At 62.0% G+C, this 16,435-nt stretch carries 18 protein-coding genes and 3 tRNA genes; 9 read left to right on the forward strand and 12 right to left on the reverse strand.

The genetic code is table 11. The features are described 5' to 3' along the window. Positions 1-24 precede the first annotated feature (24 nt). A tRNA-Gly gene (locus tag FJ548_RS19985) sits at positions 25-98 on the reverse strand. A 91-nt stretch (positions 99-189) separates the two neighbouring features. Next, positions 190-274, reverse strand: a tRNA-Tyr gene (locus FJ548_RS19990). A 200-nt stretch (positions 275-474) separates the two neighbouring features. Between FJ548_RS19990 and FJ548_RS19995 the strand changes: the two genes are divergently transcribed. Further along, positions 475-1,323: an RNA methyltransferase gene (locus FJ548_RS19995; protein ID WP_140778785.1), complete on the forward strand. Its 849-nt coding sequence runs from the start codon at positions 475-477 to the stop codon at positions 1,321-1,323. Between the two features lie 132 nt (positions 1,324-1,455). On the opposite strand, the gene FJ548_RS20000 is transcribed toward FJ548_RS19995, so the two are convergent. From FJ548_RS20000 to gcl, 3 genes are all read right to left on the reverse strand, one after another. Next, on the reverse strand, positions 1,456-2,373 hold the full coding sequence (locus FJ548_RS20000; protein ID WP_140609759.1) for a 2-hydroxy-3-oxopropionate reductase: 918 nt from the start codon (positions 2,371-2,373) through the stop codon (positions 1,456-1,458). A gap of 191 nt (positions 2,374-2,564) precedes the next feature. Then, the gene (otnI, locus tag FJ548_RS20005) at positions 2,565-3,362 is read right to left on the reverse strand and encodes a 2-oxo-tetronate isomerase (protein WP_140778786.1); all 798 of its coding nucleotides are present in this window, start codon (positions 3,360-3,362) and stop codon (positions 2,565-2,567) included. A gap of 17 nt (positions 3,363-3,379) precedes the next feature. After that, positions 3,380-5,161, reverse strand: a complete 1,782-nt coding sequence (gene gcl / locus FJ548_RS20010; protein ID WP_140609757.1) for a glyoxylate carboligase — start codon at positions 5,159-5,161, stop codon at positions 3,380-3,382. 214 nt (positions 5,162-5,375) lie between these two features. Between gcl and bhcR the strand changes: the two genes are divergently transcribed. Both bhcR and FJ548_RS20020 read left to right on the forward strand, forming a co-directional pair. After that, positions 5,376-6,194, forward strand: a complete 819-nt coding sequence (gene bhcR / locus FJ548_RS20015) for an HTH-type transcriptional regulator BhcR (RefSeq protein ID WP_140778809.1) — start codon at positions 5,376-5,378, stop codon at positions 6,192-6,194. 126 nt (positions 6,195-6,320) lie between these two features. Beyond that, a complete protein-coding gene (locus FJ548_RS20020) occupies positions 6,321-6,755 on the forward strand; it encodes a hypothetical protein (protein WP_140778787.1) in 435 nt (144 codons plus the stop codon). Between the two features lie 75 nt (positions 6,756-6,830). On the opposite strand, the gene FJ548_RS20025 is transcribed toward FJ548_RS20020, so the two are convergent. The 3 genes from FJ548_RS20025 to FJ548_RS20035 form a co-directional block, all read right to left on the reverse strand. Beyond that, on the reverse strand, positions 6,831-7,136 hold the full coding sequence (locus tag FJ548_RS20025) for a BA14K family protein (RefSeq protein ID WP_140609755.1): 306 nt from the start codon (positions 7,134-7,136) through the stop codon (positions 6,831-6,833). A gap of 225 nt (positions 7,137-7,361) precedes the next feature. After that, a complete protein-coding gene (locus tag FJ548_RS20030; RefSeq protein ID WP_140778788.1) occupies positions 7,362-7,574 on the reverse strand; it encodes a hypothetical protein in 213 nt (70 codons plus the stop codon). A gap of 201 nt (positions 7,575-7,775) precedes the next feature. Continuing rightward, positions 7,776-7,943 (reverse strand): hypothetical protein, encoded by a 168-nt coding sequence (locus FJ548_RS20035; protein ID WP_081850636.1) that lies wholly within the window; start codon positions 7,941-7,943, stop codon positions 7,776-7,778. A gap of 156 nt (positions 7,944-8,099) precedes the next feature. Here FJ548_RS20035 and FJ548_RS20040 point away from each other — a divergent pair. Next, positions 8,100-8,175 (forward strand) — tRNA-Thr (locus FJ548_RS20040). Between the two features lie 58 nt (positions 8,176-8,233). On the opposite strand, the gene FJ548_RS20045 is transcribed toward FJ548_RS20040, so the two are convergent. Continuing rightward, positions 8,234-8,800 carry a DUF2569 family protein gene (locus tag FJ548_RS20045; RefSeq protein WP_140778789.1) on the reverse strand — a complete coding sequence of 189 codons (567 nt, stop codon included), beginning with the start codon at positions 8,798-8,800 and terminating at the stop codon, positions 8,234-8,236. 128 nt (positions 8,801-8,928) lie between these two features. Continuing rightward, on the reverse strand, positions 8,929-9,543 hold the full coding sequence (locus FJ548_RS20050; RefSeq protein ID WP_140609753.1) for a TetR/AcrR family transcriptional regulator: 615 nt from the start codon (positions 9,541-9,543) through the stop codon (positions 8,929-8,931). A gap of 91 nt (positions 9,544-9,634) precedes the next feature. Here FJ548_RS20050 and FJ548_RS20055 point away from each other — a divergent pair, with 91 nt between their 5' ends. Genes FJ548_RS20055 through FJ548_RS20075 form a run of 5 tightly spaced genes read left to right on the forward strand, consistent with a single transcriptional unit; the run spans position 9,635 to position 14,207 of the window. Next, complete coding sequence (locus FJ548_RS20055; RefSeq protein WP_140609752.1) at positions 9,635-10,720, forward strand: spermidine/putrescine ABC transporter substrate-binding protein; 1,086 nt, start codon at positions 9,635-9,637, stop codon at positions 10,718-10,720. A gap of 13 nt (positions 10,721-10,733) precedes the next feature. Further along, complete coding sequence (locus FJ548_RS20060; RefSeq protein WP_140609751.1) at positions 10,734-11,600, forward strand: ABC transporter permease; 867 nt, start codon at positions 10,734-10,736, stop codon at positions 11,598-11,600. Position 11,601: 1 nt separating this feature from the next. Further along, positions 11,602-12,384 carry an ABC transporter permease gene (locus FJ548_RS20065; RefSeq protein ID WP_140778790.1) on the forward strand — a complete coding sequence of 261 codons (783 nt, stop codon included), beginning with the start codon at positions 11,602-11,604 and terminating at the stop codon, positions 12,382-12,384. Next, positions 12,381-13,445, forward strand: a complete 1,065-nt coding sequence (locus tag FJ548_RS20070; RefSeq protein ID WP_140698581.1) for an ABC transporter ATP-binding protein — start codon at positions 12,381-12,383, stop codon at positions 13,443-13,445. Before FJ548_RS20065 ends, FJ548_RS20070 begins: the two co-directional genes overlap by 4 nt. A gap of 3 nt (positions 13,446-13,448) precedes the next feature. Next, positions 13,449-14,207, forward strand: a complete 759-nt coding sequence (locus FJ548_RS20075) for an MBL fold metallo-hydrolase (protein ID WP_140698578.1) — start codon at positions 13,449-13,451, stop codon at positions 14,205-14,207. A gap of 5 nt (positions 14,208-14,212) precedes the next feature. Here the strand turns inward: FJ548_RS20075 and FJ548_RS20080 are convergent, their stop codons facing one another. Continuing rightward, positions 14,213-14,977, reverse strand: a complete 765-nt coding sequence (locus tag FJ548_RS20080) for a TetR/AcrR family transcriptional regulator (protein ID WP_246673507.1) — start codon at positions 14,975-14,977, stop codon at positions 14,213-14,215. A 29-nt stretch (positions 14,978-15,006) separates the two neighbouring features. Beyond that, positions 15,007-16,434, reverse strand: coding sequence for an amidase (locus FJ548_RS20085; protein ID WP_140698575.1), 1,428 nt, complete (start codon positions 16,432-16,434; stop codon positions 15,007-15,009). Between the last annotated feature and the right edge of the window lies 1 nt (position 16,435).

Here is a 16,435-nt window from a genome sequence, read left to right on the forward strand (position 1 = left end):
GGCGGAGATTCTGGGGATGGAATCTGGAGCGGGTAGCGGGAATCGAACCCGCATATTCAGCTTGGAAGGCTGCTGCTCTACCACTGAGCTATACCCGCGCCTTGCACTGAAGTACCGGATTCACCCGAAAAGCGCCATGCGCTTTTCGCCTCCGATGCTTTTCTCGTTTCAGGGCTTCCGGGCCGGCAGTGGTGGAGAGGGTTGGATTCGAACCAACGTAGGCTAAGCCAACGGATTTACAGTCCGTCCCCTTTAACCACTCGGGCACCTCTCCAGTCTGCCGCCGGAGCCATGCAACGAGGCATTCACGCCGATCCGGACCCGAGATAGATGTCTTCTCCGAAATCAGCGAAGCGCCTTATGGCGGCAAGGCCAGTGGGTGTCAACCGCGCTGGTAGGGTTTTTCGATGTTGTTCGCCGGCTGCGGCGACGGGCCATATCCCTGGCTGCGGGACCCAGCTATAGAAGCCAGCCATGAGCAACAAGACCAACACGCCGAAAGACACCCACTACGCCAAACTGCGCCGCGCCCATCGCGACGAGAAAAGCGGCGGCGCGCCGGCGTTCCGGCCGCGCCAGTCCGTTCCGCCGGGCGAGAATGCCAGTGATGGCCTGGTGCGACTTTATGGCCTGCACACGGTGCGCGCCGCGCTCGACAATCCGCGCCGCAAGATCCGGAAAATGCTGGTGACGCGCAATGCGGCCGAGCGTCTTGACATAGCCGACCTCGCCGCCCTGTCTTTCAAGGCGGAACTGGTCGAACCCAGGGACATCGACAAGATCACCGGATCGGATGCCGTGCACCAAGGGGTGCTGATCGAGGCGGAGCCGCTGAAGCCCAAGCGCCTCGACGCGCTCGGCGACACAAGGCTGGTGCTGGTGCTCGACCAGGTCACCGATCCGCACAATGTCGGTGCCATCCTGCGCTCGGCGGTCGCCTTCGGCGCCGGCGCGTTGATCACCACCGCGCGTCACAGCCCGCAGGAATCAGGCGTGCTAGCGAAATCCGCCTCGGGCGCGCTGGAACATATCGACCAGATCGAAGTGAAGAATCTCGCCGACGCGCTCGGGCAATTGCACGAGGCCGGCTTCCAGACGATCGGTCTTGATTCGGACGGACCGGCGGAACTCGAGATCAGCTTTGCCGGCGAGAAGATAGCGCTGGTGCTCGGCGCCGAGGGCAAGGGCCTGCGCCAGAAGACGCGCGAGACCGTCACGACGCTAGCGCGGCTCGACATGCCCGGCGCCATCCGCTCGCTCAACGTGTCGAACGCGGCGGCGGTCAGTCTCTATGCCGCGCGGGCATTTTTGAAGCGCGGCTGATCCGGAAACGGCAGAGCCGCCTGCCGGGAAGGTTACGAAACGAGAAACGGGTTCCGGCGACATCAGCCGAAACCCGTTCTTGGGCAGGGCAAGAGGTGGCGGCTTGGGAACGTTATACCGCCCTCTCCTGACCTATGCCGCTTTGCCTTTGACTTCGGCTGCCGCGCTGCCAACCTCGAAATTGGCCATCCGCTCCAGTGCCCGGACCAGGGCCGAGTGATCCTCCTTGGCACCACCATTGGCCGCGCAGGAATTGAACAGTTGCTGGGTGGTCGAGGTGTTGGGCAGCGACACGCCGAGCGCCTTGGCGCCTTCCAGCGCCAGGTTCAGATCCTTCTGGTGCAGTTCGATGCGGAAGCCCGGCGCGAAAGTGCGCTTGATCATGCGCTCGCCATGCACTTCAAGGATGCGCGAGGCCGCCAGCCCACCCATCAAGGCTTGCCCGACCTTTGCCGGATCGGCGCCGGCTTTCGACGCAAAAACAAGCGCTTCGGCGACGGCTTCAATGGTCAGCGCGACGACGATCTGGTTGGCGACCTTAGTGGTCTGGCCGACGCCGTTCGGTCCGACCAGCGTGATGTTCTTGCCCATCTTCTCGAATACGGGCCTGGCGCGTTCAAATGCCTTTTCCTCGCCGCCGACCATGATGGTGAGCGACGCCGCCTTGGCGCCGACCTCGCCGCCCGAAACCGGCGCATCGAGATAGTCGCAGCCGAGATCATTGATCTTCCCAGCGAATATCTTGGTCTCGATCGGCGAGATCGAGCTCATGTCGATCACCAGCTTGCCCTTGGTCAGGCCTGACGCAACGCCGTTCTCGCCGAACAGCACATCGGCCACCTGCGGCGTGTCGGGCACCATGGTGATGATGATGTCGGCAGCCTCGGCCACGGCGGCATGGCCGGTGACGGTTTTCAGGCCTTTGGCCACGAGATCCGCCGATGGCTTGGAGCGGTGGTCGCTCGCGATCACCTTGTAGCCGGCGTCGAGCAGATGCCCTGCCATCGGCGCACCCATGATGCCGAGGCCGATGAAGCCGATGGTTTCCATTGATTTTCTCCTGAAGGTCTCTGTTCAAATGTATCGAAGGTCGGCGCTGCCCCTCATCCGCCTGCCGGCACCTTCTCACCGTGAAAGACAGGGAGAAGGGACAAAGCTCCAGCGCTGGCGGCCCCCTCTCCCCGTTCTTCACGGGGAGAGGATAAGGTGAGGGGCCGCGCCAGCGGTGGTTGAAAATCAGCCTAAGCCGCCGCGCTCCCATGCCCGGCGAACTCGCTGAACCAGCCTAATCCGGCCTCCGTGCCCGCCTTCGGCTTGTATTCGGCGCCGATCCAGCCGGAATAGCCGAGGCGGTCGATGTGCTCGTAGAGGAAGGGATAGTTGATCTCGCCCGTCCCCGGCTCGTGACGGCCGGGATTGTCCGCAAGCTGGATATGTGCGATGCGGCCGAGGTTTGTCTCGATTTTCCGGGCGAGATCCCCCTCCATGATCTGCATGTGATAGATGTCGTATTGCAGGAACAGGTTTTTTGAGCCGACACGATCGATGAACGCCAGCGCCTGCTCCGAATAGTTCAGGAAGAAGCCTGGAATGTCGCGCGTGTTGATCGGCTCGATCAGCAGCCTGATGCCTGCCTGCTCCAATTTCTCCGCCGCGAAGGCGAGGTTTTCGGCAAAGACGTCTTCCAGCACCTTGCGCCCGACGCCCGCTGGCGTGATGCCGGCCAGGCAATTGACCTGCGGGCAGCCGAGCGCCTGCGCATAGGTGATCGCCTTGACGATGCCTTGACGGAACTCCGGCACACGGTCCGGCAGCACGGCGATGCCGCGCTCACCCTTGCCCCAGTCGCCGGCCGGCAGGTTGAACAGAACCTGCGTCAGGCCGTTCTTCTTCAGCCTCGCGGCTACCACATCAGGCGCATGATCATAGGGGCCGATATATTCGACGCCCTTGAAGCCCGCGCGGGCGGCTGCGTCAAAACGGTCGAGGAAATCGTGCTCGCCGAAGAGCATCGACAGATTGGCTGAAAAACGCGGCATTCTTCTTGTCCTTCTTCTCAGTCGAGCATCACGATCGCCGTCGGCGCGTCTTCCTGACGTTCGGCAAGGTCCTCGAATTCGGTGATCTTGTCGATCTCGGTGCCCATCGAGATGTTGGTGACGCGTTCGAGGATGAATTCGAGCACGACCGGGACCTGGTGTTCCTTCACCAGCCGCTGCGCTTGCTTGAAGGCGGCGGCGAATTCGTCGGGCTTGCGCACCCTGACCGCCTTGCAGCCCATCGCCTCGGCAACGGCGACATGGTCGACGCCATAGCCGGCCTCGGGATCGTTGGCACGGTTGATGTTCTCGAAGGCGAGGCTCACCTCATAGTCCATCGAGAAGCCGCGCTGTGCCTGGCGGATCAGGCCGAGATAGGCGTTGTTCACGACGACGTGGATGTAGGGCAGCTTGTGCTGCGCGCCGACCGCCAGTTCCTCGATCATGAACTGGAAATCATAGTCGCCCGACAGCGCCACGATGGTGCGGTCCCGATCAGCGGCGCGAACGCCAAGCGCTGCCGGCAGCGTCCAGCCAAGCGGGCCGGCCTGGCCGCAATTGATCCAGTTGCGCGGTTTGTAGACATGCAGGAACTGCGCGCCGGCAATCTGCGACAGGCCGATCGTGGTGACGTAGGTGACGTCGCGGCCGAACGCCTTGTTCATCTCCTCATAGACACGCTGCGGCTTCAGCGGCACCTGCTCGAAATGGGTCTTGCGCTTCATCGTCCTCTTGCGACCCTGGCACTCCCTCGCCCAGCCCGACCAGTCGCGCAATTTGCCAGCCGTCTTCCACTCGGTGGCGACGTCGAGCAGCACCTTCAATGCGGCACCCGCATCCGAGACGACACCGAGATCCGGCGCGAAGACGCGGCCGATCTGCGTCGGCTCGATGTCGACATGGATGAATTTCTTGCCCCTGGTGTAGACGTCGACCGAGCCGGTGTGGCGATTGGCCCAGCGGTTGCCGATGCCGAAGACGAAGTCGGCTTCCAGCATTGTCGCATTGCCGTAGCGGTGCGAGGTCTGCAGCCCGCACATCCCGGCCATCAGACGATGGTCGTCGGGGATCGCGCCCCAGCCCATCAGCGTCGGGATGACCGGCACGCCCGTGATTTCGGCGAATTCGATCAGCAGATCCGACGCATCGGCATTGATGATGCCGCCACCGGCGACGATCAGCGGCTTTTCGGCGGCATTGAGCATGGTCAGCGCCTTTTCGGCCTGCGCGCGCGTCATCGCCGGTTTGAATGGCATCAGCGGCTCATAGGCCTCGATGTCGAACTCGATCTCGGCCAGTTGGACGTCGACCGGCAGGTCGATCAGCACTGGGCCCGGCCGCGACGAACGCATCAGATGGAATGCCTTCTGCAGCGCCATCGGCACCAGATAGGGTTCCATGACTGTGACCGCCCATTTGGCGACAGGCGACGCGATCGCGGCGATGTCGACGGCCTGGAAATCCTCCTTGTTGAGCCGCGCACGCGGCGCCTGCCCGGTGATGCACAGGATCGGAATGGAATCGGCGGCAGCCGAATAGAGACCGGTGATCATGTCGGTACCGGCCGGACCCGAGGTGCCGATGCAGAGCCCGATATTGCCCGCCTTTGCACGGGTGTAGCCTTCGGCCATGTGCGAGGCGCCCTCGACGTGACGGGCCAGGACATGGCGGATCGTGCCCCTCGCCTTCAGCGCCGAATAGAGCGGATTGATCGCCGCGCCCGGCACGCCGAAGGCGCAGGAGATGCCTTCTTTTTCGAGAACGAGAACCGCGGCATCGACAGCGCGCATTCTGGCCATTTTCCGGCCCTCCAAGGGGTTGTCATTGTTGGATTGGCTAAGGATGTCAGCAAGCCGGCTATTTTTCAATTTTTTCAGAATATTTTTTCATTTCTAGAAAAAGGCCGCTACGCTTTGATTTCATTTGCCTTCCGGTTTTTCAGGAATTTTCCCGCCGATAGCGGTGGAAAACTTTTTCATTTCCTTGTTCGACGAAATCGGTGACAATGGTGCGATGGAAACCGCCGAAAAACGCCAGCGCGGCCGTCCGCGCGCCTTCAACGGGCCATCCGAGGCCAATTCAGTGCAATCGCTCGATCGGGCCTTGCGGATCCTGGCCATCGTCGCCGAGGGTAGCGGCCTGTCGCTGAGCGAGGTGTCGGCGCGGAGCGGGCTTGCGGCCTCCACCGTCTACCGCATGCTGACGACGCTTCAAAACCACGGCATGGTCGAGTTCGACACGGGCGACCAGCTGTGGTCGATCGGTGTCGAGACCTACCGCATGGGCGCGGCATTCCTGCGCCGCCGCAAGCTGGTCGACCGCGCCCGCATCGTCATGCAGGAATTGATGGAAAACACCGGTGAAACGGCCAATCTCGGTGTCGCCGAAGATGATTGCGTGGTGTTCGTCAGCCAGGTCGAGACGCACCAGGCGATCCGCGCCTTCTTCCGTCCGGGCACGCGCAGCCCCTTCCATGCGTCGGGTATCGGCAAGGCGGTGCTGGCGCATCTCGAACCGGAGCGCGTCGGGACCATCCTGCGCAAGGCCGGCCTGCAGCGTTTCACCGACAAGACGCTCTCCGATATCCCTGCCCTCGCCCACGACCTGGCGACGATCAAGCAGCGCGGCTGGTCGGTCGACGACGAGGAACGGCACCCCGGCATGCGCTGCGTGGCGGCGGCCATCTTCAACGAGTTCGGCGAACCGATCGGTGGCGTCTCGGTGTCGGGCCCGACCGTGCGGGTGACGCCGGAGCGGCTGGCCGAAATCGGCCCGATGGTGCGCAACGCGGCCGCCGAGGTGACCAGAATGATCGGCGGAACAACGGGTTGATCGGCTGCAGCGCGCTCTTGTCGCTGATAGGAGTTTGGCCCGCTGGACGCGCATCAAATGCCTATACATCGTGGGTTGCCGCGCCAAAGGCCGACGACAAGCGGCGTGATTGGAAAAAGGGCAGGCATGAGGAAAACGGTTCCGCTTCTGCTTGCCGCTTCGCTTTGCGGATGCGTGGCGGTAGCGCCCAAACCCGATCCTGGGGACCAGCGCGTTAATCCGATCCCGATCTCGCTTGCCCTGGAGGAGATCGTCACCACCGGCATTCGCCAGCGCCTGGAGGACCCTGCCTCCGCCAGGTTCGGAACGGTGCTTGCCGGCGAGCGGATCCTCAACGGCCACCGGGAGATCGTGGTCTGCGGCCATGTCAGCGTCAAGAAATCGTCCGGCGACCATGGCACCGACGAACCTTTCGCTGCCAAGATCTATCCGGACGCGGGAAGCAGCTTCGAACTCGTCGCGATGGGTGACCAGTCACCGAATGCGAGCCTCCTCATCGGCGACACCTGCCGTGCCGCCGGATTGGCGATCCTGGACTCCAAACTGAAGGCTAGTCTCTAAACGCGACCTTCCGCCGTTCAAACGAGGAAAAGGGGCCGCGTGCAGCCCCTCTTGCCTGTGTTGGCACACCTCCTCTTAAAGCCGGCAGTAGTGGCTGTAGCCGTCGTGGCCGATATAGGTGTCGGAGTCCGGATCGTAGCTCGAGTAGCGTTCGAAGCAGCGGCGTACATGCCAGGAACCGCCATCTTCGTCGACATAGACAGTTCGCGGCTGCTGCTGGGCGAGAAGGCTGCCGAGGACGAAACCGCCAACGCCGGCAGCGATGCCGATGCCGAGGTCGTGGTGATGCGAGTGAGCCGCCGAGGGCTGAACGGTGCCGACCAAAGCGGTGGCGGCGACAGTGGTGGCGACGAGGCCGGAAACGAGTATGCGCTTGAACATGACGATCTCCTTGGTTCATTGACCGAGGCGATCCATCCGCCTCTTGATCATCTGTCGCAGTGACAAGGAAAAAGGTTCGAAAGATTTTTCGGGCGGACAAATATCGGCCAGCTCGACGTGGCCACGTGGCGCCAGTCATCAACGATGAAATCGGCGCATGGCGGCACGCGGACGCAAGAAGGGCGGCCGAAGCCGCCCTTCTTCGATCGCACCGTCAGGCTATGTTCAGTAGACGATGATGTGATGGTAATGATGGTGGTGGTGATGATGGTGCCACCAGTAATCCGGGTAATCAGGGTAGTCTGAATAGTACGACCAATCCTCGTAATGATGATGGTGGTGCATACCGTAAGCTGACGACGTCTGAACCGTGGCGGCCAGCGCGCCTGTGGCGACGAAAATGGCTACGAGAGCGGAAGTGAGCGTGCGCTTGAACATGATGATCTCCTGGATCCTTGACCGAGGCGACCATTCGCCTCTGGAGATCAGTCGACGGAGGGCGGCAAAAGGTTCGAAGGCCGGGAGATTTTTCGGCTGAGCCGGAAAAAGCGAGTGGTGAGTAGTGAAGACAGGATCACGAACGTCGGGTCACTACTGACTACTGACTACTGACTACTGACTACTGACTACTTCCTGACCTCATCCCATGCCGGTGATATGGCGAAGCCAGAAGGCGAGCGCGATGAAGCCGATGATGGTGGTCACGCCGGTCCAGTCGACATTGGCCTTCTTCACGTCACTGATGAGCTTCACCAGCAGCATCCAGGCGATGACGACGATCGGAAGAATGATGACAAGCCTGATCATGCGACACTCCAGTTCGAAGCGATTGCACCTGCCTTACATGTAGGAAGCACGTTTGCGGATTTCAGCGTGGGGCCCACGCGTCATCGACCAGGGCACGAAGCCGAAAAACGGAGTTTTGTCTTTACTGGCGCGACAAATATGCTAACGGGGCGCCATGCCCTTGTAGCTCAGCTGGTAGAGCAGCGGTTTTGTAAACCGAAGGTCGCGGGTTCGATTCCTGCCGGGGGCACCAGTTCCTAACGTGTACGACCCAGCAGCCCAAAACTGTATTCGACCACAGGCGCTCCCCTCTACGAGGCGCTCGCGATTTGGGCAGACACGTTCGTCCTGGTGAACGTATTTCTCACCCTGATCGACCTGTGGAGATAAGCGGCCCAGATGCCGGTCACCACAAACGAGGCTATGGGTGCCACCAATGCATCGCCTGCAAGCGCTTGGTTCACCGAGACGCCCAAAATCGATGAGATCCAGATCGTGTCCAGGATGAACACGAGCGGAATTGCAAACCACTGGAACAGAAACAATTGCGGGAAGCGGTGGCTTCGTCTCAGCATCGAAACCAGCACGACCAGCTGAAGCGCCAGAAACGCCAGATTGAGGGCAACTTCGCCATACGCCGCCAGAGCCCCGTTCGGCAGGGTCACGAGTTGCTGGTAACCTTCGACCGAATTGGCCAATTCCGCGATCGTACGCAGCGGTGACAATGTCTGACCGATCGCCAGCAGCATCAACCAGCCGCCGAAACCCGCAAGTGTCGCTGGATTCTGTGATGGCTTCGCGGCTGACCGGACGGCAAAGAAAACAGGCACGCCGATCAGCAACAGTACTATTGCCCAATGCCAGATGGAAAACGACATCTTTATCCCCCTTTTATGCCCCTTCAGGTTGTATCAGATTTTAAATTCAACTCAAGAGGTGAAGCTCGCGAGAAGGCACGTCGGATGCCGAAGCGGCGATTTCTGCTGCCTGCTCCTGACAGTTAGTTTCACACCCCGATCGCCGCCACCAATATCCGGTTCTGCCGCCTTATCGCCGCGCGCAATTCCGGTATCCCTGCCTTCTCGCGTTTCACGAACTCGATGAACATCATGTTCATGTTGTTGAAGATCAGTTCGCCGAGTGACGCCCCGTCGATGTCCTGACGTACCAGGCCGAGCGCCTGCAACCGGGCGATCAGTGCGCTTATCTGCTCGGTCAGCGATCGGTCGAGCGCGCTGTAGGCCTGCCCGAAAGGGCTGTCTGGCAGCTGCGTCGAGATCGCCATCGCCTGCCGCCACATCTCCTTGCTGAGATAATGCAGGGAGTGCTCGATATAGATGCCGACCAGCATGTCCAGCGCATCACCGATATTGGCCGGCGGGTTGGCAACGACACCGCGTCCAGCATTGAGGACCTCGTTGACCTCTAGCGAGACGATGGCACCGAGGATGTCGCCCTTGTTCTGGTAGTAATTGTAGATCGTGCCGATCGAGACTTCGGCTTGCGCTGCTATCGTCTCGATCTTGGCCCCCTCGTAACCGGTCTCGCGGAAAAGCGCCGCCGCCGCCTCGATGATGCGCCTGTGACGGTCCGCCTTTTGCCTTGCCCGCAATCCGCTCATGTCGGCCTCTTGCCACAAAAACAGAATTGACTCAATTTTAGAATTGGTTCAATTTTTTGCAAGAAGCCACAAAGGCAAGGGAGAACACTCGATGTCCGTCAAATCCGCGAATCCGCTTTCTGGCCTGAAACGCCATCTGCATCGAGCTTGCGCCGCCGCGGCCCTGTTGCTTGGGGGCGGCAGCCTCGCCGAGGCCGCCGATCTCAACGCGCTGATCTGGTGCGACCATTCCGATCCGGCGCTGCTCCAGCCCTTCGAGGAAGCCAACAACGTCAAGGTCAACGTCAAGGAGTTCGAGGGCACCGGCGCTGGTCTCGCCATCGTCGAGCAATCGCAGCCCGGCGACTGGGACGTGATGGTGATCGATTCCATCGACGTGCCGCGCGGCGTCGAGAAGGGCCTGTTCGAGCCACTGCCGGAAGACAAGCTGCCCTTCGCCGACCTTTTCCCGCAAGTGAAGATGGACAAGTCGACGATGATCGACGGCAAGCGCTACGGCATCACCGAAAAGTTCGGCTACAACACGATCGGCTTCAACAAGACCAAGGTCGATCCGGCCGACATGCAGTCTTTGGCGTCGCTGACCAGCGACAAGTACAAGGGCAAGGTCGCCATATACGACTATTACCTGCCGGTCATCGGCATGGCGGCGCTGGCCATCGGCAAGAAGACGGCTGATCTCACCGAGGCCGACCTGCCCGCCCTCAAGGAAGAGCTCCTGAAGATGAAGGCCAATGCCAAGCTGGTCGGCGAAGTAACCGCCAGTCAGACCGCGCTCGCCACGGGTGAAGTCGACATACTGGTCGGCGGCGGCGAGTGGGTGACGGCGGGACTGGCGAAGGAGAACCCAGCGCTGGATTTCTCCATCCCGAAAGAGGGCGCGGTGCTGTGGTCGCAGTCGCTGGCCATGTTCAAGGATTCCAAGAACAAGGACATGGCGCTGAAGTTTATCCAATACATACTGAGCCCTGAGGGCCAGGCGCGGCTTGCCACATCGTCCTGCTATTGGGGCATGCCGTCGAACACCAAGGCCGCGCTCACCGACGACCAGAAGAAGGTTCTGCGATTCGACGAGCAGCCGGGCTTCCTGGCTCGTGCGCAAGCCTATCCGGCGCCCAATGCCGACCTCGACAAGAAGATGCAGGACATGTGGACCGAAATGCTGCAGGCAAAGTGAGCGATCTCCGCTCATGAGCACAACTGAAAACAACGGGCGTCCTCGGCCCCGGGCGGGTCGCACCCTGCCCTGGGTGCTGGTCATGCCCGCGCTCGGCTGGACGCTGCTGTTCTTCGTGCTGCCCTTCGCCGCCATGGGGCTTTCCAGCCTGACGACGCATGAGGGCGGCGGTTTCACCCTCGCCAACTACAGCCAGTTCTTTACCAACCCTTCCTACTGGCAGGCGATGGTGAACTCGCTGCAGGTCACGGCAATCGTCACCGTGGTTTCGGTGCTGCTCGCCTACCCCTTCGCCTGGATCCTGGCCGAACAGGTGCCGGAGCGCTGGCAGCGCCTGGCGCTGATGCTGGCCGTGCTGCCGTTCTGGACGTCCTATGTCGTGCGCTCCTATTCCTGGCTGCTGGTGCTGGCGCAGAACGGCGTCATCAACCGCGCGCTGATAGGTTCGGGCCTGATCTCGGAGCCGCTGCAGCTCGCCAACACGCGTTTGGCCACGGTCACCGGCTTCGTGCATTTCTTCGTCATGCTGTTGACGCTGACCATTTTCGCCAACCTCAAGCAGCTCAGCCCGAGCTATCGCAAGGCGGCCGCCGATCTCGGCGCCGGACCGGTGCGCACCTTCCTGCACGTCATCCTGCCGCTGACCTTGCCCGGCATCATGGTCGGCGCCTTCCTGACCTTCGTGCTGTGCATCGGCGACTACATCACGCCGCAGATTCTCGGCGGCAACAACGAGCTTCTGATGCCGCAGTTGGTGATGATGCAGATCGGCCGGCGCGGCGATTTTCCGCTGGCCTCGGCGCTGTCTATTATCTTGATGGCGGTGGTGACCATCGCCTACCTCGCCTGCGCGCGCTGGCTGAAGATCGAGCGGGCCTGACATGCGCCGGTCTGTCCGCGTCATTTCCTGGGTCTATGCGCTTGCCGTCTACGGCTTCATCTTCCTGCCGGTTGTCGTGCTGGTGCTGTTCTCGCTGCAGTCGACCTCCTTCCCCATCCCGCCCTTCACCGGCCCGTCGCTGCGCTGGTACGATGCCGTGCTCTCCGACGCCAGGCTGACCTCGGCGCTGGTCAATTCGCTGCTGGTCGCGGTGCTTTCCTCGGCGAGCGCCGTTACGCTCAGCTTCCTCTCGGCCTGGGGCTTCGCCCGCTTCGTGCTGCCGGGCTCGGGCGTGCTGCGCGGCCTGATCACGCTGCCGCTGACGGTCAGCTATCTCATCATCGGCATGGGGCTTCTGGTGCTGTTCAACTGGGCCGGCGTGCCGAAGTCGCTGCTTGCCGCCGGTGTCGGCCATGTCGTGATCAACCTGCCGCTCTGCTTTGCCATCATCTACAGCCAGATGGGCGACCATCAGATCAACATCGAGCGTGCCGCGCGCGACCTCGGCGCGCCGGAGTGGAAGGTGCTGCTCCTCATCACCGTGCCGGTCATGGCGCCGGCCATCTTCGCCGGCTTCTTCCTGTCGATGACCTTCTCCTGGGACGAGTTCGTGATCTCTTTCCTACTCACTCGTTTCGACACCACATTGCCCGTGGAAATCTGGAACCTGCTGCGCTCCGGCCTCAATCCAAAAACCAATGCCGTCGGTTCGCTGGTCTTTGCCGTTTCCATCGTGCTGGTGGTGCTGTTCGAACTGACTTTGCTGCGCAGGAGAAAGCCATGACCGCGCCCCTGGTCGACATCCGCAGTGTCTCGCACCGTTTCGGGCAGCTGGCCGTGCTGAAGAACGTCTCGCTGCGGATCGAGCCCGGCAGCTATACGATCCTGCTCGGGCCGTCGGGCTCCGGCAAGACGACGCTGCTGTCCATACTGGGCGGCTTCGTCACCCCAAGCGAAGGCAAAGTCTTTATCCGTGGCGAGGACTGCACATCGGTGCCGCCGGCCAAGCGGCCGACGACAACCGTGTTCCAGGACTACGCGCTGTTTCCGCATATGAGCGTCGCCGGCAATGTCGGCTTCGGCCTGCGTATGCAGGGCGTCGATGGCGCAACACGCGCCGCCCGGGCGCGCGAGGCGCTGGCGCTGGTAGGCCTTGCCTCCGCCTTCGACAAGAAGCCGCACCAGCTTTCCGGCGGCCAGCGGCAGCGCGTCGCGCTGGCGCGTGCGCTGGTCATCGAGCCGGCGGTACTTTTGCTCGACGAACCGCTCGGTGCGCTCGATCTCAAACTGCGGCGGCAGATGCAGGACGAGTTGAAGGCGATCCAGAAGCGCGTCGGCACCGCCTTCATCCATGTCACCCACGACCAGGAGGAGGCGATGGCGCTGGCCGACCACTGCGTGGTCATGAATGATGGGCGCATCGAGGACAAAGGCCCGCCCGAACGTGTCTATGCCAGGCCGGCGACGCGCTTTTCGGCGACCTTCATGGGCGAAAGCACGATCCTTGCCGGAACGGTGATGAAAGCAACAAACGGTGCAATCACGGTTTCGACGCCAGCGGGTGCGATCTCGCTGTCCGGCGCTCAGCCGGCCGGTACCGGCATTGCGCTTGCTATCCGGCCGGAACACCTGCGCCTTGGTGAGACCAAAAGCGATATTGCGCTGGGTGCCGCCAAAGTCAGCGATGTCGTCTTCCAAGGCAGCTTCAAACGCGTGCTGGCGACTTCGGCGTTGGATCCGGCACTGCAGTTCATCGCCAAGGCACCCGCATCCACAACTGTTCAGGCAGGCGACACTGTCGTGGTTTCGTGCAACGCTGACGACATCATCCAGCTGGCGGACTGAGACATGAGTGTGCTTCCAGCTATCGACGCGGCAGACTGGTACGAGACCATCCGCATGGCCGACGGCGTCACGCTGATCCATGAACCATGGATCAAACCGTTCTTCCGCTGCAACATGTGGCATGTGCGCGGTCGCGACCGCGATCTCCTCTTCGACACCGGGCTCGGCCATTTCAGCCTGCGCACGCATGTGCCTTTGACGGAGCGCAAGCTCATCTGCGTCGCCAGCCACACGCATTTCGACCATATCGGCTGTCACCACGAATTTCCCGACCGTTGCGTGCACAGCGCCGAAGCGGAAATCCTCGCCGATCCGCGCAGCGAATGGACGGTTGCCGACCGCTACGCCACCGACGAAATGTTCGATCGGCTGCCGCAAGGCTGGGACACCGCGCGCTACGACATTTTACCCGCGCCGGCCGACCGTCTGCTCGAGCATGGCGATATTGTGGATCTCGGTGACCGTGCCTTCGAGGTCGTCCATACGCCGGGCCATTCGCCTGGCGGCATCGCGCTCTACGAGACAAAGACCGGCATCCTGCTGTCCGGCGACATCATCTATGACGGCCCGCTGATCGACGACGTCTACCACTCGGACATCCCGGACTATATGGCCACGCTGATCGCCATGCGCGACCTTGATGTCTCGGTCGTGCATGGTGGCCATTTCCCGAGCTTCGGCAGAGTGCGCTACCGCCAGCTGATCGACGAGTACCTGGCGCGGAAGCGCCAGGCCGGCTGCCATTTGCGGCAGCGCCCCTAACGGGCTCAACGCATCAATTCGAAATGTCGCGGAAATGCCTGATGCAGCAGGAGCAGCATCGTCTTGCGCAGAACGTCGGTATCGCGGCCGGAAGGGTTCAGATGATCCCAATACCATGCACCGTGAACCAGGTAATTCAGGCTCTCTGAGAGAGTGTTGATATCGACGCCGGCATAGCCGCCGCCACGCGCGATCTCGATCAACAGCTCGCGCGCTTCGGCGGTGTAGGCGAGGTCACTGGGCAGGCCAATCTCATTGTAGATCTGCATGCTCTTGCGGTCGCTGGAGAACACGACGAAGACCGACACCCATTTCGGATGCTGTCGGGCAAAACGTTGCGCGCATTCGACGGCTCCCAGCAGCCTGTCAACCGGCGAGAGGCCGGGCGCCCGCACCAGGTTGAACCACAGCTCGTCATACTGGTCGCTGAGATATTGCAGGACGGCCCGGAACAAGTTCTCCTTGCTGCCAAAATGGAAGACGACCAGCGCGTTGGACGAGCCGACATGTTCGGCAATGCGCTGCATGGTGACACTCGCCAGGCCCTCCTCCGCGATGAGCTCGACGGTGGCGTCGATGATGCGCTGCACGCTCGCTTCGCCGCGTTCGCGCCGACGGTCCCTGGACGGGGCATCGTTTGCCGACTCCCTGCCCTTCGTCGCCGCGGCCTTGCGTTTCTCCGGCTTTGCGGTTGCCTTGCGCTGCGCCATTTTCGTCAGCCCTTTCGGACCCGTGGCGGAAATATTTCGCCGCACGGATTGCTTTGCCATACGGACCGCCGGCTCATCCCCCAAACCGCTTAAAGCGACGGGCGTGTCCCGGCATTTCCATACCATTGCCCCCGAGCCGTTTCATAGGCCAGCCCGGCCCGGAAAACATCAGCATCGCAGTAGGTGCGGCCGACGATCTGGATGCCTGTCGGCACGCCGTTGGCGGCGTGGCCAGACGGCATGGAAAGAACCGGGCAGCGGCTCATCATGTTGAACGGCGTCGTCATCACCCAGCCCAGCGACGGGTTCACCTGCTTCCCGTTGATCTCGACAGTGTCCCTGGTCTGGTCGAACTCCGCCGGAACCGCCGGGATAGCGTTTGTCGGGCAAATGAGCACGTCATACTTTTCCAGCAACGGGCCAAGGGTCTGGTACATCCTGCCGGCGACATCCAGTGTTGCGACAAAATCCGTGGCCTTCGACTTTTGCCCGTCCTCGGCGAACTTGCGGGCATAGCTGGTCATGTCGTCGGCGTGCCGTTGGAGCAGTTGCGAGAGCGACGCGCCGAACAGATGCTCGAGATACATCATGGCGGCCTTGAGCACCTCATCGCCCCAGCCCAGATCGACCTCCTCGACAGTGGCGCCCAGCGACCGGAAGACGTCGCACGCGGTAAGCGTGTTCTTGCGAACCTCCGGATTCACCTCATAGGAGCCGAGATCCATGGAGAAAGCGATCCTCCAGCCCTGGATCGGCTTGTAATCGGACGGCAGGCGCAATTTGGGGCGAAGCGTCGCGATGTCGAGCGGGCTTGGCCCGGCCATGACGTTCTGCAGCAGGATCGCGTCCTTCACGGTTCGCGCCAACGGTCCCGTGTGGCAGTAGAAGTCGAGATTGAAGGGCGGATCATCCGGGTTTCGGCCGTAGGGCGGCTTAAAGCCGACAAGGCCGCAAGCCGATGCGGGAATGCGGATCGACCCGCCAATGTCGGATCCCGTTGCGATCGAGGAGGTGCCCGAAGCCAGCGTCGCCGCCGCGCCGCCCGACGAACCGCCCGGAGTGAAGTCCGGGTTCCATGGATTGCGCGTGACGCCCCATCGCTTCGACCAGGTATAGCCGGCGCAGCTGAATTCTGGCGTCGCGGTACGCGCGTGGACGATGCCGCCGGCCTTGATGATGCGCTCATTCATGGTCGAGGTGTGGCCGCCAATGGCATCTTTCGACAGCAGCGAACCGTGCGATGTCGGCTTGCCCTTGATGTAGCTCTCGTCCTTGATGCCGATCGGCAGGCCCTCGAGCGCACCGGTTCTGGCGCCTTTGGCGTATTTCGCCTCGGCCTTGGCGGCCAGCTCCATCGCCTCCTCGAAATGCGTGAACGTGAAGCAGTTGATCGCCGATCTGGTGGCTTCGGCGCGGCGAATGGTGGCCCGCATCAATTCGACGGGCGAGAGTTTCTTCGCCTTGAACAGCCGCAGCGCCTCATGGGCCGGCATGTAGCAAAGGTCGAGATCGGACATC

This window comes from Mesorhizobium sp. B2-4-17, from assembly GCF_006441275.1.
Taxonomy (GTDB): domain Bacteria; phylum Pseudomonadota; class Alphaproteobacteria; order Rhizobiales; family Rhizobiaceae; genus Mesorhizobium.